12 protein-coding genes are annotated in these 23,588 nt (G+C 40.3%); 8 read left to right on the top strand and 4 right to left on the bottom strand.

Going from position 1 to position 23,588, the window contains the following annotated elements; translation table 11 throughout:
• The first annotated feature begins 213 nt into the window (after positions 1–213).
• From H5200_RS09955 to H5200_RS09940, 4 genes are all read left to right on the top strand, one after another.
• A complete protein-coding gene (locus H5200_RS09955) occupies positions 214–1,281 on the top strand; it encodes an aldose epimerase family protein (protein ID WP_259399198.1) in 1,068 nt (355 codons plus the stop codon).
• The gene (locus H5200_RS09950) at positions 1,281–3,248 is read left to right on the top strand and encodes a glycoside hydrolase family 97 protein (protein WP_182761413.1); all 1,968 of its coding nucleotides are present in this window, start codon (positions 1,281–1,283) and stop codon (positions 3,246–3,248) included. The genes H5200_RS09955 and H5200_RS09950 overlap by 1 nt, the downstream gene beginning before the upstream one ends.
• Entirely contained in the window at positions 3,220–5,190 is a 1,971-nt protein-coding gene (locus tag H5200_RS09945; RefSeq protein WP_182761412.1) for a family 43 glycosylhydrolase, read from the top strand. Before H5200_RS09950 ends, H5200_RS09945 begins: the two co-directional genes overlap by 29 nt.
• Before the next feature lie 415 nt (positions 5,191–5,605).
• A complete protein-coding gene (locus H5200_RS09940) occupies positions 5,606–6,373 on the top strand; it encodes an ABC transporter substrate-binding protein (RefSeq protein WP_182717785.1) in 768 nt (255 codons plus the stop codon).
• Between the two features lie 289 nt (positions 6,374–6,662).
• Here the strand turns inward: H5200_RS09940 and H5200_RS09935 are convergent, their stop codons facing one another.
• From H5200_RS09935 to H5200_RS09920, 4 genes are all read right to left on the bottom strand, one after another.
• Complete coding sequence (locus H5200_RS09935; RefSeq protein ID WP_259397091.1) at positions 6,663–7,082, bottom strand: hypothetical protein; 420 nt, start codon at positions 7,080–7,082, stop codon at positions 6,663–6,665.
• Between the two features lie 114 nt (positions 7,083–7,196).
• Positions 7,197–9,098 carry a carboxylesterase/lipase family protein gene (locus H5200_RS09930; protein ID WP_259399197.1) on the bottom strand — a complete coding sequence of 634 codons (1,902 nt, stop codon included), beginning with the start codon at positions 9,096–9,098 and terminating at the stop codon, positions 7,197–7,199.
• A gap of 229 nt (positions 9,099–9,327) precedes the next feature.
• A complete protein-coding gene (locus H5200_RS09925; protein ID WP_182761411.1) occupies positions 9,328–12,756 on the bottom strand; it encodes a LamG-like jellyroll fold domain-containing protein in 3,429 nt (1,142 codons plus the stop codon).
• 526 nt (positions 12,757–13,282) lie between these two features.
• Complete coding sequence (locus H5200_RS09920) at positions 13,283–14,245, bottom strand: glycoside hydrolase family 43 protein (protein WP_182761410.1); 963 nt, start codon at positions 14,243–14,245, stop codon at positions 13,283–13,285.
• A gap of 548 nt (positions 14,246–14,793) precedes the next feature.
• Between H5200_RS09920 and H5200_RS09915 the strand changes: the two genes are divergently transcribed.
• From H5200_RS09915 to H5200_RS09900, 4 genes are all read left to right on the top strand, one after another.
• Positions 14,794–17,628, top strand: a complete 2,835-nt coding sequence (locus H5200_RS09915) for a TonB-dependent receptor (RefSeq protein ID WP_182761409.1) — start codon at positions 14,794–14,796, stop codon at positions 17,626–17,628.
• Between the two features lie 513 nt (positions 17,629–18,141).
• A complete protein-coding gene (locus H5200_RS09910; protein WP_182761408.1) occupies positions 18,142–20,973 on the top strand; it encodes a TonB-dependent receptor in 2,832 nt (943 codons plus the stop codon).
• A gap of 300 nt (positions 20,974–21,273) precedes the next feature.
• Positions 21,274–22,611: an MFS transporter gene (locus H5200_RS09905; RefSeq protein WP_149980054.1), complete on the top strand. Its 1,338-nt coding sequence runs from the start codon at positions 21,274–21,276 to the stop codon at positions 22,609–22,611.
• Between the two features lie 14 nt (positions 22,612–22,625).
• On the top strand, positions 22,626–23,570 hold the full coding sequence (locus H5200_RS09900; protein ID WP_033103079.1) for a glycoside hydrolase family 43 protein: 945 nt from the start codon (positions 22,626–22,628) through the stop codon (positions 23,568–23,570).
• The last annotated feature ends 18 nt before the right edge of the window (positions 23,571–23,588 follow it).

Raw genomic sequence — 23,588 nt, 5'->3', positions numbered from 1 at the left:
AATAAATTTGCAATCGATCACTATATTGTATTATAAAAGTATAAATGCAATTATAATAAGGTTATTGTCATGTCATTGCAATGTGTAACTCAGCGCCTAACAGCGGTTCATCAGTCGTCAACATCGATTAAAAAATTATCTCGCGGTATCTTTGCAATAGCAGTGTCCTTTGGGATTGCTTTAACCCCCGCGTGTGCTCACCAAGGAGACAATATGACCAATTCACCTTCTGCATTACTGCACGCTTATGGCAAGCTGGCAGACCAAACTCCGATCAACCAAGTTACCCTAACCAATAGTAATGGCGTGAGCGTTGATGTGATCAATTATGGCGGCATTATTACCCGTATCGAAACGCCAGACAGCAATGGCAACATGGGTAATATTGTTTTAGGTATGGATAATTTAGAAGATTACACTAATGCAACCACATACTTTGGCGCGATCATTGGCAGATTTGGTAACCGTATTGCTAATGGTAAATTTAGCTTAAACGGCACGGATTATCAGTTAGCAACTAACGATGGTGCTAACCATTTACACGGTGGTGTGCAAGGCTTTGATAAGAAAGTCTGGAATATGGTGCCATTTAGCACGCAAAACAGTGCTGGTGTAACACTAAGCCTCGTAAGTCCTGATGGTGACCAAGGTTATCCTGGTGAGCTGACCACACAAGTCACCTATATATTGACCAACAAAAATACCCTTGATATGCAGTTTGTGGCAAAAACAAATAAGCCAACCATCATCAATATGACCCAGCACAGTTATTTTAACTTAGCCGGTAAGGGCGATATTCTCGATCATCAAATGCAAATCAACTCAAACGCAATCACCCCTGTGGATGGCGGTTTGGTCCCAACGGGTGAGTTAATGCAAGTGGCGGGTACACCGTTTGATTTTAGAAATCCAAAAGCAATTGGTAAAGAAATTAATGTGGATGATGAGCAGCTGAAGCTTGGTAAAGGTTATGACCATAACTTTGTGCTGAAAAACAAACCTAATCATGATTTGATTGAAGCAGCTAACGTTTATGAGCCAAGCTCAGGTCGAACCCTAACTGTGTATACCGAAGAACCTGCGGTACAGTTTTACTCAGGTAACTTTTTAGATGGAAGCAGTAAGCAAGCCTCTGGTTTAGTACATAAATTAAGAAGTGGTTTTTGCCTAGAGCCACAGCACTTTCCTGATGCACCGAATCAGCCAACATTCCCCAGTACAACTTTGATGCCTGGTGAGGTTTATTCAACGCGTATTGTGTATGAGTTTGGCACTAAGTAATGCACTTCGTTAATCAAATAGGGCTGCTGTTTGCAGCCTTAGTGATAACAACTGTGGCGCAAGCGACTGAGGTTGCGACTATTCATAGCCCAGATCAGCAGTTAGCCGTATTGGTTGATTTAGATGAGCAAGGGCAGTTAAGTTATCAAGTACAGTCAGGTAGCGATAAAGTAATTGAGCCATCTTTATTAGGTATCACGCTTAATAATACCGATTTTACTAAAAAGCTTAGATTATTAGCTGTTAAACAACAGCCGACAGTGAATGATAGCTACCAGCTTTTTACTGGTAAGCAACAGTTTGTTGATTACCAGGCTAACAGTACGGTTGTAAGCGTGACTAATCAGCAACACGAAACATTGAATGTTCGCTTTCAAGTGAGCAACGATGGGGTTGCTTTTCGCTACGAGTTAGATGGGGAGTCCTCGGATACGCGGGTCGTTATGAGTGAACAAACGGGTTTTAACTTCCCAAGTGAAACCGTTGCGTGGTTACAGCCTAAAGCGCAAGCGCAATCTGGCTGGATGAACACTAACCCTTCTTATGAAGAAGAATATTTACAAGCGACAGCATTAACGACCCCTGCAATAACCAATAATGGCTGGGTGTATCCGGCATTATTTAAGCACCAAGAGCAGTATATTTTAATCTCAGAAGCTGGTGGTGAAGACTATTACAGTGGTACTAATTTAACCAATAATAGCCAAGGGCAGTTTAAGGTTCGTTTTCCTGATCAGCGTGAAGTTACTTCTAATGGTGGCTATTTACCAGAGCATACACTGCCGCTGTTATCGCCTTGGCGTTTATTGGTAATTGGCACGTTGCAAACGGTTACTGAGTCTACATTAGGGACTGACTTAGCCCGACCAAACCAGCTAACTAACACTGATTTTGTTAAACCGGGGATTGCTGCTTGGAGTTGGGGGTTATTAAAGGATGACTTTACAACCTTTCCTGTGCAAAAACAGTTCATTGATTATGCAGCAGATATGCACTGGCAATATGTATTGATTGATGCGGATTGGGATCAAAAAATAGGCTGGGAGAAAATGCAGCAGTTGGCAGCCTATGCTAAGCAAAAAAATGTTGATTTATGGGTTTGGTATAACTCATCAGGCGCGTGGAATAACACGGTTTATTCTCCTAAAAGTGCATTACTAACGCGTGCTGATCGCATTAAACATTTTGCAAAACTTCAAGCTATGGGAATTAAAGGCATTAAAGTCGACTTCTTCCCGGGTGATGGTTCATCTGTGATGGCCTATTACGAAGCTATGCTGAAAGACGCAGCAGCACATCAGTTAATGGTCAATTTTCATGGCACCACTTTGCCAAGGGGCTTGCAGCGAACTTATCCTAATCTAATGACCTCCGAAGCAGTAAAAGGCTTTGAGATGATAAGCTTTTTTCAAGCATTTGCCGATAAAGAAGCGCAGCATGCAGCGACCTTAGTGTTTACTCGGAACGTGTTTGATCCAATGGATTTTACACCTATGGTACTTGGTGATATTCCTAATATTGAACGCAAAACCAATAATGCCTTTGAGCTCGCGCTGCCGATTTTATTTACATCTGGGGTACAGCACTTAGTGACAACGCCTGAGCAAATGACGAAAGTTTCAGAACCAGTAAAAGCTTATTTGAAATCGCTGCCTACTCTGTGGGATGAAACAAGGCTCTTGCAAGGCAGCCCAGGTAAGTATGTGGTGATGGCGAGACGTTCTCGCTGCAACTGGTATGTTGCAGGTATTAATGCGCAGGATAAAGCTATTACGTTAGATATTGACTTAAGCTTTAGTAACTTCAGTTCAGCCCAGCTACTTAGCGCAGGTAAAAAATTAACACAGGTTGAGGCGCAACAGCTCAACTCAAAACTGTTTTCTATAAAATTAAACCCCAATAGCGGGTTTGTTATAATAACTAAGGGTGATAACAACAATGAATGCACAACATCACTTGCGCACTAAATTAAAGCGTACTGCTAAAGCAACAGGCCTTGTAGGTTTATTCGCTTTGTCATTAAGCTCACTTACAGGGTGTGAATCTACAACCCGCGCAGACACACAACAAACACAAGATGCAGCACCAATCGCGAGCGCAAAAGCACCCACGCAAGATGATGGCGTATTCACTAATCCATTATTTCCTAATGGTGCCGATCCATGGCTTGAGTACTGGGATGGTAACTATTACCTAACGACGACAACATGGACATCTGAATTGGTGATGCGTAAATCACCTACTTTAGCAGGACTTGCCGATGCAACCCCAGTAAATGTATGGTCAGCGACCGATCCTGCGCGTTGTTGTAACTTTTGGGCGTTTGAATTTCATCGTGTTAAAGGCCCTGATGGCTACCGTTGGTACATGATGTATACAGCAGGGACTGATGGTACTTTAGATAACCAACATCTTAATGTATTAGAAAGTGCCGGTGACGACCCAATGGGTCCGTATGAATACAAAGGCGCACTCATGCCTGATGTATGGAATATCGATGGTAACTATTTAAGCTATAAAGACAAACTCTATGTTATTTATTCCCAGTGGCAGGGCGATCAACAGTTAAACATTATTGCTGAAATGGAAAACCCGTGGACGCTGAAAAAGAATTCACCGCACACGGTGATCACACGCCCTGAACTTGATTGGGAGATCAGCGGACGTAAAGTAACCGAAGGCGCTGAGATTTTACAGCATAACGGTCGCACGTTTATGACTTACTCAGCAAGCTTTTGTAACACCCCAGACTACAAGTTAGGGATGTTAGAACTTGTAGGTGATGATCCGCTTGATGCAAACAGCTGGAAGAAGTTTGACGAGCCTGTATTTGAACGTACTGATGAAGTATTTGGCCCAGGCCATAATGGCTTTTTTACCTCACCCGATGGCAGTGAAGACTGGCTGGTATACCATGGCAATGACTCAGTAGAGCATGGTTGTAGTGCCACACGTTCTTTACGTGCGCAAAAATTTACTTGGAATAAGGATGGCACGCCAAACTTTGCAAAACCTGTTACACCGGGTGTTGAAGTTGCTCCACCATCAGGTGAATACGGGCCACTTGTAACTCGTGTGCAAGGTCAGCGTTATAACTTAGTTAATGCAACCAGCGGTTTATGTTTAGATATTGCAGCGGATCCTCAAGATGCGCGTGCCGTGCAACGCCAATGTGCAAGCACCAATGGTCAATGGGTGATTGATGCCACCACAGATGGTTTTGTACGTTTAGCAAATCGTGAAGACAGCAAGTTTTTAGAGCTGGCTAATTGCAGTGATGCTGATAATGCGAAAATACAATCTGCAGCGTGGCGTAATAACTTCTGTCAGCAATGGAAAGTAGCACCAAGCACTGATGGTAATGTCACTATTACTAACCGTTACACTGAAAAACCATTAGCCGTAGCAGGGTGTTCAGCCGCGCAAAATCAAGCGGTTTTACAACAAGGTAAAGATACTGCATGTGCTGATTGGCAGTTACAGCCTGTAGGTAGTGTCGCGGTAATGAGCCAACAAAGTGGTAAAGCATTGAGCGTTGCAGGAGCTGTTAAAGCGGGTACTAATGTTGAGCAACAAGCGTTTACTCACAGCGATGCCCAGCAATGGTTCTTTGCGCCAACAGACACAGGCTACGTTGCTCTAAAACAAGACCTAGATAGCGATTATTGCGCTGCTGTGGCAAACAATGCTTTAGTGCCTGGCGCTAACGTTGAAATGGCTTCGTGCGAAACTAAAACAGCACAATGGCGTATAACCCCTGTTGAAGGTGGCGGCGTGATGTTGATCAACCGTTATACAAAGCAAGCACTGGGTTTAAGTGATTGTGGCCTTGCAGATAAAACTAATTTTGCACAACAACCTGATTTAGGTAACAAGTGCCAAATTTTCCATTTACGCGAACCAAAGTAAATGTAAATAAGCGTTCGACTCTCACCAAGCCACTGTTTCGATAGTGGCTTTTTTATGTGTATGTAGCGTGCGTTTTAATTTTATGAACTTACATTTGAATAGTAGTGTTATTGCCATCATTAATAAAGTGCACTCGCGGCCTGTACATTTAGTATTTTTTAACAAACTGCCAAAGTTAAGCGATTCGCTCAATATAAAAGGTGGTTGTATTTTAAGCTGTTGTCGCTAATTTAATTAGTGTAAGGTGACGCAGCAAAGGTACAATTTGATTGTCCATAATTGTAAGATACAGTGAACCAAGTGTAATGTTAGCGTAGGCTGCTAATATGTAAGGTAAAGCCAAAGATAATTATAAAATAAACTTAAAAAATAGCGCTTTTTATAGATAGAAGCAGGCACAGGAATAGGAAGCCTCATGATATTAAGAATGATTTTATTATTGAGTTTATTGTCAAATATAAATGCAAATGCTCAGGATCCAGAGCCTGAACTTACAATTTTGTTGAACGACTGGCCACCTTATAATTTTAACAAAGGTGGTAAGCTAGTTGGTATTAGCACAGAGTTAGTAGAAGCCGCGCTGCAAAAAGCGAACATCAAATACAAACTGTTAGTTTATCCTTTTAAACGCGCTTTATACACTGTCCAACAAACTCCTAACACTTTGCTTTTTACAGTAGCTCGCATTCCTGAGCTCGAAAATATGTATAAATGGATTGGCCCTTTGCACACCAGAGAGGTATATCTGTATAAATTAAATTCCCGATCTGATATACAGATCAACAAAATCGCAGATATCAAACAATATAAAACTAGTGTGCTGATGGGCGGTTCAGTTGAGCAATTCCTTAAGCGTAATCACTTTCAAGAAAATATAGACTACTATGTTACTGTTAATTCAGAACAAATATTAAAAGCTTTATTTAAAAAAAGGACAGATCTGATCCCTGGAGATCCATTAGATTTAGCCTATCAAATGAAAACGCTGGGCTATGATCAGTCAGCAATTGAAAAAGCCTATTTACTGTCGAACGAAGGTGGCTATTACATGATAGCTAATAAAAAAACATCAGATGAAATGATAACAAAAATTCAGAAATCTTTAGATGAAGTGCTTGCATCAGATAAGAAAGATAAAACTATCGAAAAGTATCTACAAATAAAAAGCGGTTCCTTTAACTAAAAATCTATCGATTAAACAATCACTAATTATTTTGGTGATTAAATTGCAAAGCTTATTGCGCCTGGTAGCAGAAGGCATTTTAATGGCCGATTTACTTTTGTCAGTAAAAATTGCTGTAGCAAGGAAATACGAGTGCACCAATCTGCCTAGCGATTGGCCAGTTTTTATAACTCATAATTATGCCTAATTGTTGATATTGCGCTTATTTAAGTATAGCTAAAAACACGATTGCTAATAATAGAATATGAGCAGTACTACAATAGTAACAACTAATCGCGATTTCAGTTGATCACACCATGGCACTGACAAGTGCACCTGTGTCGGTAATACCAGCTTCTTTCATCGCTTCAGCGATGGTTTGAACTAACGAACCCATTTGAGCTTGCATTGATACAATCATATTAGTTTGCGCTTCGACTTGTGCTTTAACAGCTTCATCTTGCTGGTTATCTAGCGCTTTTAACTTTTCGAGTTGCTCTTTTTGTTGTTCAATCTGTTCTTTGATTTTTTTCAGCTGTTCGATCATTTTAGCGATGTGATCGGGCATATCTGAATTGGCCTCTTTTTCTGCTTTCTCTTTAGTTTCCCGGCCTGATATATTGTCTAACTCTTTTTCTGATAAACGATAGCCAGTAGTATCGTTACTTTTTACCGTAGACTCTGATGGTGACGCAATTGGCTGTCCCAGTGGTTTATGTATCTGCATCATGGCTCTTTATAATGTGATTTAATCATACTTATCGGCTGAAAGAGGCGTTACTAAAGGGGAGGCATGTAAATAAAAGCCAAATATTAATTTGGCTTTTATTTGGATAGCTGCAGACTAACGAACTTGGTTAGCCCATTTTTCACCGGCTGGTGTGCGGCGCCATTTAAAATACTGATCAAGTGTTTCTAGCGCTTGTTTGTCGGGCACTGGGCCGACTTTTGGTTGCTGTTGAAAATACATAGTGCTGGGTTTGTCATTATTAAAAGCAGGCCAATTTGGTAATGCATCGTCATTTGGATTGCCATTTTTGGCAAAGTTAGTCCAGTAGGTTGCCATTATATCTGACATTTTTAAATCATTTTTAGTTACATTCGGATCTGCTTTATTAAGGTTTTTAAACATATAGGCTATTTCATGACCGTGGCCAGAGCCATGATCTTCATCTTTGCCGCCAAGTTTACGCTCAGGATGGTGATCAAAGTAATATAAATAAACAGGGGCTCTTCCATGTTCAGTTTGTAACTTAGCCCAGCTCCAAGTATGCCAACCAAAGGCAGCATCACGCACCAGATTACGGGCGCTGCGAGGGATGCTGTTTTTTGCAACAGGGTAAGCCTCAAGTAAACTTGGCGCAAATTGACCGAAGCGAGTCTTTACTCCATCAACAAAATTATTAACATCAGGGTCCCACACAAAGCTGACGCCTTCATCCGAGTTATAACCAATTAAAGCAGGTACATCATTAAACTTGCCTTGCTGATAGAGCTTATATTGGTCGTCTTTTATCACATAGCCGTCAACAATGGGCCAACCACCGGGAAGTGACCAGCCTTTTGGTATAAAAGTTTTTGCGCTCATTTTTCGCAGTTGTGCAATGGAGCTTGTGCCAAACTGTTTTACATAGTCGAAACCTTCTGTTTGAGCCTGTTGTAAGGTTGACATGTTTTCACCGGGGTAGTTCTTAATGCGAGTAGGACCAAATGAACCACCACTTTGCGAGATAACTTTGTTAAATAACCCTTTAGCTAACGGTGAGGCGGCAAGCATGCTAACCGAAATGCCGCCCGCAGATTCACCCGCAATGGTAAGATTATTTGCATCACCACCAAACTCACTAATGTTTTGTTTAAGCCACTTTAAGGCGGCTAGTTGGTCGAGCAACCCATAATTACCTGATACGCCAACTGGGCTTTCCTTATTAAGTTCAGGATGGGCTAAAAAACCTAATTGACCAACGCGATAAGCAATAGACACTACTATCACGCCTTTATTGGCAAGTTCGCTACCATCAAAAATAGGATCTGATGAACTGCCAAAGCTAAAGCCACCACCGTAGATCCAAACGAGCACCGGGAGCTTTTCATTATTTGATTGCGCGGGCGTCCAAATATTCAGATATAAACTATCTTCACTGCTCCCAGATACGGGATCGTCTGCTTGAATTGGGGCAGGGGCATACGCTTGTGCTTTAAGCACACCTTGCCATTTTTCGGCAGGTTGAGGGGCTTTCCAGCGCAACTCTCCAACCGGTGGTTTAGCAAAGGGCACGCCTTTAAATACGGCTAAGTTTTGCTGGGCCGTGCCTTCAAGTTTGCCCTGTGCCACGCTGACTTGGGTTAATGGTTCTGCGTTTGCGCTGGCTGCTGCTGTAGCAAAAAATGTGGCCCATAAAAGCCGTTTAAGTTTTGATACGTTCATAATCATTCCTTTAAAATTGCTTTGCTTATCTTTTAATTGCCAATCAAGCTTATAGTTTGCTGTAGCAAAAAGTTGCGCGCCATCCCAGAATTGACCTGCAATAGCGATTTTTTTCAGATTTGCGCTTTGGTAAAATTCACTGAGCAGATTCGCAAATTGTGCTCTAATCCAATCAATGACGTGAGGGAGCATGCTATTTCTGGCCTTATTTAAGAATTTGTCATCAAGGCTGTTTTGCCTTTTGCCCAGTGCTATCACTAAGTAACCATATGAATTAATCTCAGACAGCATATGCTCTAAAGGAAATAAGGTGTCCATTCAGCCGCCGTTAGCAATAACTTTAAATGCTGTCATTTTGGCAAAGCAAAAACAGGGTATAAGAACATAAGAATACGGTACATAGCCCTTACTAAGTTGTTATTATAGTACAAATGGTACGGTAGAAGATAAGTGATTTTTTGAAATAATTGATAAATAAAAAAGCCAGACTCTCGTCTGGCTTTTCACGACAACAAACTATTGGGCAAGGCAGCTCGCCCAAAATAGTTTATTCTTGTGCAGTTGCTGCATCAAAGAGTGCTTTAATTGCATCAGCATCAATTGCACCGCTGAATACTTTTAACTCATCAATTGCACCAGCATAAGGCGTATCCCAATAGTTTACGCCTAACGCAAATTCATTGGTCTCGCCTGCAACAGTGAATACACGTGGAAAACCTGCAGCTTCAAGTTTTAATTCACCATTTACGTACATTTTTAGTGTATCACCATTGCTACCATCGACAGTCATGGCTAAGTGAGTCCATTTGTCTTTAGGTATACGAGTATCAAGCTCACCGTTATCGAAAAATGCGCCCGTAGTTGCCCAAAGTCGAGTTTTATCAGTACCATCCATTGATGGGACAAGGCTTAACCACGTTGACGAATTTGCACCGGCAAAGAATGCAGTCGTGTAACTGGTAAATACATCTGGTTTTAACCACAGTGAAATTGAATAGTCATTCGTTGTAATTAAGTTATCAGGTAATCTCACTCCAACATTACCATCTAGATGTACAGCTTGACCGATAATACCGTCAGTGAAAGTGACAGCACCGCCTTGGTTATCTATCCGGTTACCGGTTGCGTTACCTTTACCGTAAACGCCTTCAAGCTCAGCTAAATCACCTTCAAAGCTATATTGCGCAGGGGCAAGTGATTTAACGGTAACATCGAAGGTTTTAGTGTCAGTGAAGCCTTTATAGTTAATCGTTGCAGTTAAGGTGACGATTTGATCGCCTGCCAACGCACTTGGTTGATTAACGATAGCTGTGCCATTAACAGGTTTTAGGTATTCTTCATTATTTGATGTCCAACTGATACCGGATACAAATGGACCAACACGCGGTAGAGTGAGGTTATCACGCACTGCTGATACATCACCTAAATCTAATGCATCTTTTACAAAACCAGCGAATTTTGTTGGATCAGTTAAGTTATTGATAGCAGCTGCATTGATGTCTAAGTTACCAAGGGCATAGTCATATACTATTAATTCATCAATCTCGCCTTGGAATGGTAAATCCCAGCCATAGTTTACGCCAAGTGCAAAGTTACCCGTTGCATTACTAAAAAAATCAGCGCGTGGCATTGATCCTGCTAAAACCCCATCACGGTAAAGTTTAGCTTCGCCGTTGGCATAAGTGATTGCAACATGCGACCAAGTAAGCGTTGCCGGGGTTGCAGAAATGATTTGGTTCCACTGTTCAACACCCGCATCATCTAAATATTTGCTCCATAGCATTGGTGTGGTTGTAAAATGAGTGTTACCAGGGATCAAGCTCATCCATCTATCAACAGTCGTAGTGGCGAAGAATGATGGTGAAAAATCAGTTAAAACCGTTGGTTTCAACCAATAAGAAACAGTGTATGCACTTGATTGAATAAAGCTATCAGGTAATCTGACACCTGTTGCACCATCAAAACTAAATGCTTGGCCTGTTTGCCCAGCAGCATACGCTTGATTACCTGCGCCGGTGTTTAACAAATTATTATCAGTAGTTGTGGCACTTGGTAAATTTCCTAAGCTATCTGTGAGCGCATTTTCAAATGAATAATGTGCTATCGCATTTTTAAACTCAGGACGTGCGGTTAAATTAACTGTAAATGTTTTACTCGTGGTTTGGCCGTTTAGCTCAATATTGGCTGTGAGCGTCACTGATTTATTACCACGGTCTGGGGTTGGAATAAATACTGCACCGTCGCTACCTATGTAATATTCATCACTACTTTGCCAGCTGATTTGTGCGCCATCTTTACCAAGAGTTGGTAATGAGTAACCTTCATCTGCAATACTTAACTCAGTTTTAATATCCAACGCTTGAGCAACAGTGGCAAGGATATCGCTTGTTGCCGTAATATCGTCAACTTTAGTTGCCCAAACCGTTGCTCCTTCACTTGATACTCCCGACAGCGTTGGTACAAGTGCTTTATTGGCATCATCCCATTGCCATTTAGCGACGGCAAAGTAAGTGCCAGATTCTAATACTAGTTTAATATTGGTATTAGAATCATCGCTAGGATACCAAGTACCAGGATCGCTGCCTGTTACTGAGTTATCAGCATTAAGTGCAATGTGAGTTGAACGAATAGCACTGGTATTAACGGTTGTACCATGGTTTATGAATTTGTAATAACCTTGGATTTCGTCCATCGATAGTACATTCTCACCATTGAGTGGAACATAGCGTTGTGGTGAAAGTACAGGCCAACCAAGTTGGTTAATGAACATTTCATGGGTTCGTACTTGGTGTGCTTCAGCACTTTCTGGAAATTCAGTAGAGCTTAATGGGAAGCGAGTGTGAGTGACAAATAAATGTTTGCCCGATGCCTGATCATAATACGCTGAGTTATGACCCGGTGATTGATAACCCCAAGCTGGTGCTGTTTCTCCGAGCTCTTGGGTATATTCAAAACCACCTAATAGTTTTTCACCTATTTCAAGGCCGCCTGCAGAGGCAATATCGTTGCCCGCATTATCTAAATAAGGACCTTGTGGGTTCTTTGAACGTGCAACACGTACATTATAACCATCATTAGCAGCAAATCCTGCAACTGAGTAAAAAAGATAGTAGTAATCACTTTCAGGGCTATACATAGTAAATGCACCTTCCATAGCACGGAAGTCACCACCGACTAGTTTAGTTCCATAGCCTTGTCCTGCTTCAGGCATGCCTGTTGTTTCATCTATAGCAAGTACAAATATCCCGCCAGAGTATGAACCGTACACCATCCATAAATTGCCATCTTTATCATAAAAAGCGGCGGGGTCAATGGCATTGGGATCTACAGCGCCAGCCCATGTTGTTTGCCCATTATCTAATGGATACTTAGCAAATTCATCATCAGTACGGTAGCCGCTGCGTAAAAAAATGCCTTTATTTTTGTATGGACCTTCAATAGAGTCTGCTTCTGCAAGACCTAAATAAGAGCGATTAAAGCATACTTCATCAACAGTGTTAGGTGTATCTGGATTATCTTGAGCGCAATGATTGTAGTAAAACCAAAACTTGCCGTTGGGTGCTTTAATTACATCAGCAGCCCAGTTACCGGTAAAGCCATCAGTCCATTCAATACCCTCTGCAATTTCGGTTGTGTAATTAAAATCAAACAACGGGCTTTCATTTACAGCACTGTTTGCTGATAAACTTGAAATCATTTCCCAGTTCATTAAATCGGTCGATTTAGCGGCAGCTAAATGTGAGCCAAAAATATAATAAGTATCATCGACTTTTAAAACCGACGGATCATGCACGGCAACATTAGTCACTGTTACATTGCCATTGTTGTTAAATTGTACACTGCTACTTACAGTTGGCTTTGCGGTTGCAGTAGGTTGTGCCGCTAATACGCCTTCGGGCGCTGAATTGCTGTCTGAACCGCATCCTGTAACAGCTAAAGCGCAGCTGATCACCATCGCTAATCTGGTTAGTTTCATTTTTTAATGTCCTCTTATAACTGGGATTTTTGTTATTTAATGTTGTCAATAAAATTGCTGTGCACCTAACGTAAAATAGCAACTACGTAGTATTGTAATTTTATAGTACTATTTCAAATGTGCAAATACTTTTGCAAAAGTAATTGTTATGTAAATAAAAAGTGCTTTATTTACAATGCTTACAGCTGTGTTTCAATTATCATCAAGCAATGATTTGCGACGATTTTTCGCTTATTTACAGCAAGTAATGTAAGTATTACGCGAAAATAGAGGGGGTTAACCAGATCTCAGGTAAAGGTATTTACGAATGCTTTGATTTAAAATTATAAAGGTTAATAAAGTGTCTACCTAGAAAGTTATCAGGGTTCACTAGGTGAGTTTACGCGTCAGGCACTTACCTATTGCAAGTTAACTCAACGCAGTTAGCGTTGAAAATCGTCTTTGTAAGTAGATTTATTCACCAGCGAACAATTTTTTAAACCACAGTGATAGGGGCTCTGCAGTGAGAGCCCATTCGTTGACTGAGTTATTTGTCTTTACTCAACCCTTCAGTGGTCATGATGATACGCTGTAAGGTACCATCATCATTGTAGATAAGTGGTTCAATCGCAACTGAGCGACGAAAACGTCCGCCACTTGGCTTGCCATCTTTTGGTGGTACTGCACCTGTATGGTAAATAAAGTAACTTTTACCTTTAAACTCGATAATTGACTGATGATTAGTCTCGCTGTTACCAGCAATCTCATTCAGAATCCTCTTATACTGCCAAGGGCCATGGATACTTTTACTCATTGCGTAGCAGATTTTTTCTGGGAATTCACAGGCATAAGACACGTAATAGTATTCATCTTTCTTATGTACCCATAGCGCTTCGGTAAAGTTTGGTAAATCGATGGTTTTTATTTCACCGTCTAAACTTAGTAAGTCATCGCTGAGCTTCACGTATTTAGGTACAAGGTTACCAAAAAATAGATAAGCATCACCATTTTCTTCTACGTAGATGGCCGGATCGATATCATCCCAATCATTCGGTGTTTGGGTGGTCATATCATTAGTAACCAATGCATGACCTATAGCGTCTTTAAATGGTCCGGTAGGAGATTTCGACGTTGCGACACCAATTGCAAAACCAGGTTTAGTTTCATCATGGCGAACAGTGGTGAAGAAATAAAAGGTGCCATCACGTTCAATCATATGCGCTGCCCATGCATCGCCCTTAGCCCATTTAAAGTCAGTGGCTTTCATTATTGGGCCATGCTTTTTCCAATTCACCATATCGGTTGATGAAAAAGCAAGCCAGTCATGCATCTCAAAGAAAATATCATTATTTGGGGCAACATCATGACCGGTATAAAGATAAACTGTGTCCTTATGAACTAATGCCGCAGGATCTGCGGTGAACACGTCGGTAAATAATGGGTTTTGTGCTGCAACCATACCGCTCGATAAGAGTAATGGTAACGCAAGGGCTGTTAATTTATTTTTCATATGTATCCTTATAGATGGTGTAAGCCAAAGTGTCTGCGCTTATGTGTAGTTTTAGTTAATTCATGGCAGCTGTGAGTACTAAAAATTAGTAAAAGTACAATAAAAAACACCATTAATTGTATTATTGTATTTTTATTGTGATGACATCAGCATAACCGAGGTAAATATATAGTTGCAATGCATTTATATTTTTACACAGTATTAATGTGATTGTTATTCGCATTGTCGACTTTAAGTTTTTGAATTGCATAGCCTTACCTTTTTAATTGTTAGGTGGCTAGATGAAACAAGCTAATAAATCAACTATTTCAATGGAGTGGGTGTTAACTACTCTTTACAGGTTATTTGAATTTGTTGTTTTTTGAGTTGACCCTTAAATAGTCATACAATATGATTAAAGTCCGAGTGTTAATCTATATACATAGTAAATGTAGATATCTCGTATACTGTTTTGACAACATACAATGGGCAATGCAGTGGTCACTCTTCGGTAACTTAATTGGATAGTTCAGAGTTCCGATATAACTATAATTTGGAGAACACCGCTAATGTTTAAAAAAACACACATAGCCAGTGCAATAGTTTTGGCATTTTCATGCCAACTGTCTTATGCACAGGATGAAGTAACAAATACACCGCCAGATAGCACTGATGATATCGAAGTTATTCAAGTATCAGGCATTCGCGGTAGCTTAAACAAAGCGTTAGATGAAAAACGCGCTAGCGTACAAATTGTTGATGCGATTGTTGCCGAAGACATTGGTAAATTTCCTGACAATAATGTCGTTGAAGCACTACAGCGAGTTTCAGGTGTACAAACTACCGGCCGTGGGGGCGGTGAAGTCAGCAGTGTATCAATTCGTGGTCTAAGCGATGTTCATACTACTGTAAATGGCCGTGATGTTTTTACCGGCTCAGGTCGTGATGTGTCGCTGCAAGATATTCCTGCTAGCTTACTCTCTGGTGTTACCGTATATAAAACGCGATCGGCAAAGCAAGTTGAGCGTGGTATAGCTGGCTCGATTGATATTAAAACTCAGCGTCCATTTAACTTTGATGGTAAAAAAGTAGTACTAGCAGCACGCGGTATTTATTCAGACCAACCTGACAAAGTTGACCCTAATTTAAGTATGTTATTAAGTAATCGTTGGGATTTGGATGGTGCGGGTGAGTTTGGTGCACTGGTCAATGTTTCCTATTCTAAAACGCACTACCGCGATGATACATTAGCTGCAGGGGCTGCATTACCCTATTTCACAAACCAACCAGCTACTGGTTTTAGACCTTATTCTCCAATTCCTAGAACGTTAGGAGCACCGGGTAACGAAACCTCTGTTTGGCAGAGCTTAGAAAATGGCCTACCAACAACACCAGGTTCAGCGCTTGATATAAATGGCCAGTCAGCAGAGTATTTACTTGGCCGTGACGCTGTTTTTGGTAACTCTTTTAGCGGTGAACGTAAGCGCCCAGCAATAACAGCCTCATTTCAATGGGCACCTAATGATACATTAGAGTTAACGGCTGAAGGTTTTTATACTGGCTATCGTAATGAGTCACAAAATTCATTATGGCATGCGTTTAGTTACAATGATAACGTCGGCATTGAAACACCGGTTACTTACGATGACACAAATGTCATAAAGCAAAGACAAACCCTCGGCGCAGATGGTTTTGTAAGTGGTGATGCTACTTCTCAAAAAACAGACACGTATTTATACGCATTGGGTGCGAAGTGGCAAGCATCAGATTATCTGACCATTAATAGTGAACTGGTATATCAAAAAAGTGATTATGAAAGCGACTTTTTAGCAATGCGCTTTAATCGCGCAACTTTTCCTACTCTAAACGTTGATTATAATAATGGTGGGGGTGTACCCGCAGTCGTATACGAAGACGATCCTAATACACCTGTAAATGAAGCTGATATGAGCGCTGTTGCAAACTGGAATGCTGCTGATCTATATGACAATGGTGATGGCAACAGTGGTGACTCAATTGCGTTTACGTTTGACGCAGAATATTTATTTGGTGGCACATATATTGATAAAGTTTCTTTTGGTGGGCGCTACGAAAAACGTACTGCAGAAGCATTCACCCGTACTCAGAATAAATATCAACCAACATCGCTAACTAATTTCATGAGCCAGTTAGTTGAAGCAGGTGTAAGCGATGACGGATCTGGGCTTATCTATCAGGTTGATGATTACTTTGATGGCCGAGCTAACGTTTTCAATAACTTTATCGCAGCAGATGGTGGTTACTTACTTGATAATGTAGATGCTGTTCGCTCTGTCTATGGGTTTAACAAAGAAGATAAGTATAAAACGTTTGATATTGAAGAAGATTCTTATGCTTTATATAGCACAATGAATTTTTATCTCTTTGAAAATATTAGCGGTGAGGTTGGTGCTCGTTATGTGAAATATAATCAAGATATGAAGTTTCAATCACTATTATCTAAGAATCCTGCTCAGTATGACCAAACCGTTGAATCAGAAAGTATCAATAAATTGCTACCAAGTTTATCTCTAAACTGGAATATTACAGAAGATATTGTCGGGCGTGTTGCGTATACAGAAACACTAAGAATGCCTAATTACGCTGATTTAAGCTCTGTGGCACGTTACGAAGATCCAATTACTAAAGCGCAAGAATATGGTACCGGTAGTACTGGTAATCCTAATTTACAAGCTACTGAGTCAAAAAATTATGACCTATCGCTAGAGTGGTATTTTGCTGATACAAGTTCTTTATACGCGTCTTACTTTAAGCGTGAAATTGATGGGTTAGTCATTTCATCACGTAGAAATGTTGTACGCGAAGGCGATGATGGTGAAACTCGTCCATACGTTGTTAGCTTTCCTGGTAATGCGTCAGATGGTGAATTATCTGGTCTCGAGTTAGGATTAGTCTATTTCCCAGAAAATCTGCCAGCCGTTCTTGATGGCTTAGGTATGCAGGCAAGTTACACTAACTTAGACTCTTCGCAGGACACTCCTGACTTTGATTCGCTAGGTAATATTACTGGTTATACTGAAACAAGTATGACAGGCGTTTCTGATGAATCAGTTAGTGTCGTTGGTATTTACGAGCGAGAGTCATTTGATATGCGTTTGTCATACTTATGGCGCTCAGCGTTTTATAGCGGAACAACGGATGCTACTTTTGCGAATCCATTACAAATATGGAATCGGCCAGAGCAAAGTTTAGATTTTCAGGTTAGTTATGATGTAAGCGAAGAGTTAACGGTTACATTTGATGCTACTAACTTGTTAGATGATAAGTATCAAACTTATTATGGAGAAGGTAACGAAAATCTATTTAATGCGGGAAGTAGTATTTTTTCTCGTACATTTGCTTTAGGTGCACGGTATTCATTCTAATGTAAATTAGAGTATAAAAAGCCCCGATAACCTCGGGGTTTTTTTATGCTTATTCATATTATACAGAAAATTATTCCCATTGCTTGTAAAGCTAATTGTTTCGTCTTTTTTGTTTCCCCGTACTTGGAATTACCGATCTTAATATATGTTATAGCTATGGAGCATTGGCATACCCTTTCAAGTGAGTTGTTTATTTGTAGTATAATAATTATTTGATTTAGGATGAGTTATATTTCACTTTTTGATACTTCTATCTTTCCCGTAAGATTATATTTCATCAACCAATTGTTTTTTATGGCCTTGTTGCCAAGATTTGTTTTTTTGATTTTTATTTAACATTTATTTATTTTTATCAGTTGACTGTTAATTAATCATACAATATTATCAATGTCAGACAGCAAATAATTAACATAATAAAAGGCAACCTTAATACAGGCTCTGACAACAAGTTTGTAAATAAGGGGAAGCAGAGGGTAATAGCCTTCTGGGGAAAACAAATGGAGAACACCACTCATGTTCAAAAAAACACACATAGCTAGTGCAATAATCATGGCTGTTTCATGTCAGTTTGCATATGCGCAGCAAGAAGATAATGCATCGGTAAATGCTGAGAAAGACGACATTGAAATTATTCAGGTTTCTGGTATTCGTGGTAGCTTAAATAAGGCACTGGCTGAAAAACGCTTTAGTACACAAATTGTCGACTCTATTATTGCAGAAGATATTGGCAAGTTCCCAGATAACAATGTAGTTGAAGCACTACAAAGGGTTACTGGTGTACAAACCACAGGCCGTGGTGCTGGTGAAGTGAGTACTGTGTCTATTCGTGGTCTAACGGATGTTCATACTACGGTCAATGGTCGAGATATTTTTACCGGTGCAGGGCGCGATGTTGCACTGCAAGATATTCCGGCGAGCTTACTATCTGGCGTAACAGTTTATAAAACGCGATCAGCAGATCAAGTCGAGCGAGGTATTGCGGGTTCAATCGACATTAAAACAAATCGCCCGTTTAACTTTGATGGCCAAAAAGTTGTTTTAGCTGCACGTGGTATTTACTCCGATCAACCAGATAAAGTTGACCCAAATATTAGTGCACTGCTAAGTAATCGTTGGGAAATTGACGGCGCTGGTGAGTTTGGTGCACTGTTTAATGTGTCGTACTCTGAAACCAATTATCGTGATGATACGATAACTGCAGGTGCAGCGTTTCCATTTTTTACTAATAATCCGCAAGCAATGTACTCTCCTTATTCACGTATTCCTGAATATGACTCGCAAGGAAACAAGGTTTGGCAGATTGGTCAAGAGAACGGTTTACCTAATACTCCAGGGTCTAAACTAAACGTTGAAGGTGAGCCGACAGAGTATTTAATAGCACGTGATGCTATCTTTGGTACGTCATTTACTGGTTTACGTAAACGTCCAGCAGCTTCTATCTCGTTGCAGTGGGCACCGGTTGATACTTTAGAAATAACCGCCGAAGGTTTTTACACCGGGTATGAAAACGAGTCACAAAATGCGATGTGGTTTTCAAACACGTTTGAAAACGGCAATGGCAATATTGAAACACCAACTATTTTCGATGGCACTAATGTAGTTAAAGAAAAACAAGCGATTAATGCAGGTGGTTTCCAAAGTGGTGATTTCTCATATGGTAAAACAGATAGTTACTTATATGCACTAGGTGCACAGTGGCAAGCTAGTGAATATTTAACAATTAACACTGAAGTTGTTTATCAAGAAAGTGAATTTGAAACTGATTTTTTTGCAATGCGCTTTGACCGTGTAGCCAAAGGGTTAAATGTTGATTTTAATGATAATGACGGAGTTCCTGGGATTGCATTTTGGGATGATCCTAACACCGCAGTAAATGAAGCTGATATGGCTGCAATACAAAATTGGAATGCGGGTACGGTGTATGATAACGGCGGTGGTAATCGCGGGGATTCTACGACATTTACTTTTGACGCTGAATATCTTTTTGGTGGTCGATTCATAGATAAAGTGAAATTTGGCGGTCGCTACGAAAAACGCACAGCTGAAGAGTTCACTCGAACAAATGAAGGTGGGATTGGTAATACTAGTGTTGAAAGTTTAATTCAACAATTGGCCGCAGCAGGAGCTACTGGTGATGGATCCGGTATTGTATTCCATGTGGATGATTACTTCGATGGCAGGGCAGATACATTCAGTAACTTCGTTACCGCTGATGGTGGTTACATGCTTGATAACGCTGGTGCAGTACGCAACGTGTATGGTCTAGAAGCCGAAAATGTTTATAAAACCTTAGATATTGAAGAAAACTCGTATGCATTATATACAACCACTAATTTTTTCATAACTGAAAATATAAGTGGGGAATTTGGGGTGCGTTATGTCAAATATGAGCAGGATATGGACTTCACAGCAGAAACTGGAACAAATACTAATATTTTTGATTCAAGCTCTGCGAGCGCAGACGTCAGTAAATTACTGCCAAGCTTAGTTCTAAACTGGAATATAACCGATGATGTGATAGGTCGTTTTGCTTACACTAATACCTTACGTATGCCTAATTTTGCAGATTTAAATGCCTTGCAGTATTTTACGGATCCTCTTACAGAGGGAACTAAGAATGGGACGGGCACAGGAGGGAACCCGCAATTACAACCTGAAGAGTCGACAAATTATGATATCTCTTTAGAGTGGTATTTTGCCGATTCAAGTTCACTTTACGCAACTTATTTTTTACGAGAAATAGATAGCCGAATAGTCCCAGGGCGAAAAGTTGTGATGCGACCTGATAAGAATGGTGACATTATTCCTTACGCGCTTAGTGCCCCTGTTAATGCAAGTGAAGGCGAATTATCTGGTTTGGAACTTGGTTTAGTATATTTCCCGGATAACTTGCCTGAAATGCTAAATGGGCTTGGTCTGCAAGCAAGTTTTACCGCACTAGATTCATCTCAAAAACTACCTGAGTATAACAACGATGGAACCATTAGCGGTTATGTAGATTCAAGTATGGCTGGTGTATCTGATCAATCATATAGTGTGGTGGGTATTTATGAGCGAGATTCGTTCGATATGCGCTTATCGTATGTATGGCGTTCAGAGTTCTATACCGGTAACGAAGCGGCTATTTTTGCTAATCCATTGCAATTTTGGAACCGTTCAGAACAAAGTTTAGATTTCCAATTTAGCTATGATGTAACAGATGATTTTGTGGTGACTTTTGATGCTACAAATATACTCGACGATGTGTATCAAAGTTATTATGGTGAAGGCAACGAAAACATCTATAACTTTGGTAACGGTATATATTCACGCACTTTTGCAATTGGTGCCCGTTATTCTTTCTAAGTTTATATAATCTTTAAAGTACAAAACCTCGACTTTGGTCGGGGTTTTTACTTATCAACTCATTGAATTAATTTAACTTGTATTTATTCGCTCTGAGATAGTTGAGCTTCCAAAATTATGATTCGTCGAAAAGAGTTGCGATCCTATTAGTATGATAATACTATCAATGAAGTTATCATTAAATTTACAATAATAAGCAATACAATGGTCACCAGTGTGATAAAACAAAGAATAGGTGACCTTTATTATTTTAAATATGGCGTATTAAGGTACTACATATTTTAAAAATCAGGTAGTTGTATGGAAAATCAAAAGTTATCAGTGGTAGAAAAAGTCGGTTTTGGTGCCGGTGATATGGCAGTAAACGTTATGGTTGCTGCATTATTTTATTTTATGTCGTTTTTCTACACCGACATTTATGGCCTCGACCCTGTTGATATGGGTATTTTATTTTTAGTTGCACGTTTTGTTGATGCGTTTACTGACCCATTAATGGGCGTGATTACCGATAAAGTAAAAACTCGCTGGGGGCAGTTCCGCCATTGGTTCTTATTTTTATCTGTGCCATATGGTATTTCAATCGTCCTGCTATTTACCACTCCAGATTTTGATTACAATATGAAGTTGGTGTGGGCTTACCTTACTTATTTATTTGCCACCTTGATGTTTACCGGTGTAGCAATTCCTTATATTTCGTACATTGGCGTATTAACCGCAGATCCTAAAGAACGTTTATCAGCGAATGGTTATCGGATGTTTTTTGCCAAAATAGCCAATGTTATTATTGTATTTTCTGTACCTTTACTGGCATCAATGTGGGGCGGTGGCGATATCGCTCATGGTTATAAACTGGCAATGATTTTAGTGTCTACCTGTGGTGTAGCATTGTTTCTGTTTTGCTTTTTTACTACTCGTGAACGTATTACTCATGAACCACAAACCGAAAGCATACTGACCCAATTTAAAGTGCTGATTAAAAACGATCAATGGTTGCTGCTATGCGCCGCATGTGTGCTTGGTACTTTAGGTTATGCAATTCGTGGCAGTGTGGCTATGTACTACGCTAAGTACTATTTAGGTGCTCCTGATCTGGCGGGTACTTTTACCAGTGCAGGTATCGCAGCATCAATAGTATCTATGGTGGCAAGTACGTGGATCACCCAACGTTATTGTAAGTTAAAACTATTTAGATGGTCACAAATCGCAGTGTTGTTTATTTCGCTGATAATGTTTTTTGCAGTGCAACCTGGTGACATCTGGTTGGCCTTTGTGTTGTATATCATTTTATCTTTCGTGGTTGATTTGCATGCACCGGTGTTTTGGTCCGCGATTGCAGAAGCGGTTGACTATGGCGAAATTAAAGACGGTGTTAGGGCATCAGGTTTGTCATTTGGCGGGATTTCATTTTGCCAAAAAGCCGGTGGTGGTTTAGCGGGTCTTGCCGGTGGTTTACTGTTAGCTTTTTTTGATTACCAGCCAAATATTGAACAAAGTCAATTTACCATGACTGGATTAGCATTAATGCTGACCATTATTCCTGGTGTGTTTCATGCCATTTTGGGCTTTGTGCTATTTAAATACAAAATTACCGATAACTATTATACCGATATGGTTAAAAACCAGCGGTTACCAGAATAATTTTAGGAGCATTTATGTCAACTTTACCTAAACCTTTGATCCCACAACGTGCTGATCCATATATTCATAAGCACACAGATGGTTATTATTACTTTACCGCGTCAGTGCCTGCCTATGATGGCATTGAACTGCGCCGTGCAAAAACCCTAGAAGGGCTTGCAACTGCAACGCCAAAAATGGTCTGGATGAAGCCACAAACAGGTCCATATTCTGAGCTTATTTGGGCTCCTGAGATCCATTTTAATGATGGCGCTTGGTATGTTTATTTTGCCGCAGCACCGAGTCGTGAAATTAAGCACGATTTATTTCAGCATCGTATGTATGCAATTAGCTGTAAAGATGCGGATCCGATTGAGGGCGAGTGGCAGTTTTGCGGTCAAATTGAAACCCCATGGGATACTTTTTGTTTAGATGCCACGACTTTTTATCATAATGATGAGCTTTATTATTGCTGGGCACAAAAAGAACCGGGTGTAAAAGGTAACTCAAATCTGTACTTGGCAAAAATGTCATCACCAACAGAGATCACTGGCGAAATCACCCGTTTAACCATCCCTGAACTTGATTGGGAAATAATTGGTTTTTGGGTGAATGAAGGCCCTAACGTACTTAAACGTAACGGTAAAATATTCTTAACGTATTCAGCCAGTGCCACCGATGAAAACTATGCTATGGGCTTGCTATATGCGGACCTAGATAGTGATTTATTAGATATAAATAGCTGGACTAAAGTGCAAGAGCCAGTATTTCGTAGTAACGAGCCTAAGTCGATGTTTGGCCCCGGGCATAACAGTTTTACGCAAGATGAAAATGGTAACGACGTGCTGGTTTATCACTGTCGTCAATATACTGAAATTGAAGGTGATCCACTGTGGAACCCAGATCGTCATACCTTCACAAAATCACTAAATTGGGATGATAACGGTATGCCTGTTTTTGGTAAGCCTGGCGAACAATAACAATAACAAAAGGACTCT

Source organism: Pseudoalteromonas sp. SG43-7 (assembly GCF_014164295.1).
GTDB lineage: Bacteria > Pseudomonadota > Gammaproteobacteria > Enterobacterales > Alteromonadaceae > Pseudoalteromonas > Pseudoalteromonas rhizosphaerae.
Note: the sequence above shows the minus strand (reverse complement) of the source record. Positions and strands in the feature narration are given on the sequence as shown.

Bases quoted from the DNA above. Each gene is read 5' to 3' on its own strand.
- H5200_RS09955 (WP_259399198.1), top strand. From the start codon at position 214: ATGACCAATTCACCTTCTGCATTACTGCACGCTTATGGCAAGCTGGCA.
- H5200_RS09950 (WP_182761413.1), top strand. From the start codon at position 1,281: ATGCACTTCGTTAATCAAATAGGGCTGCTGTTTGCAGCCTTAGTGATA.
- H5200_RS09945 (WP_182761412.1), top strand. From the start codon at position 3,220: ATGAATGCACAACATCACTTGCGCACTAAATTAAAGCGTACTGCTAAA.
- H5200_RS09940 (WP_182717785.1), top strand. From the start codon at position 5,606: ATGATATTAAGAATGATTTTATTATTGAGTTTATTGTCAAATATAAAT.
- H5200_RS09935 (WP_259397091.1), bottom strand. From the start codon at position 7,082: ATGATGCAGATACATAAACCACTGGGACAGCCAATTGCGTCACCATCA.
- H5200_RS09930 (WP_259399197.1), bottom strand. From the start codon at position 9,098: ATGGACACCTTATTTCCTTTAGAGCATATGCTGTCTGAGATTAATTCA.
- H5200_RS09925 (WP_182761411.1), bottom strand. From the start codon at position 12,756: ATGAAACTAACCAGATTAGCGATGGTGATCAGCTGCGCTTTAGCTGTT.
- H5200_RS09920 (WP_182761410.1), bottom strand. From the start codon at position 14,245: ATGAAAAATAAATTAACAGCCCTTGCGTTACCATTACTCTTATCGAGC.
- H5200_RS09915 (WP_182761409.1), top strand. From the start codon at position 14,794: ATGTTTAAAAAAACACACATAGCCAGTGCAATAGTTTTGGCATTTTCA.
- H5200_RS09910 (WP_182761408.1), top strand. From the start codon at position 18,142: ATGTTCAAAAAAACACACATAGCTAGTGCAATAATCATGGCTGTTTCA.
- H5200_RS09905 (WP_149980054.1), top strand. From the start codon at position 21,274: ATGGAAAATCAAAAGTTATCAGTGGTAGAAAAAGTCGGTTTTGGTGCC.
- H5200_RS09900 (WP_033103079.1), top strand. From the start codon at position 22,626: ATGTCAACTTTACCTAAACCTTTGATCCCACAACGTGCTGATCCATAT.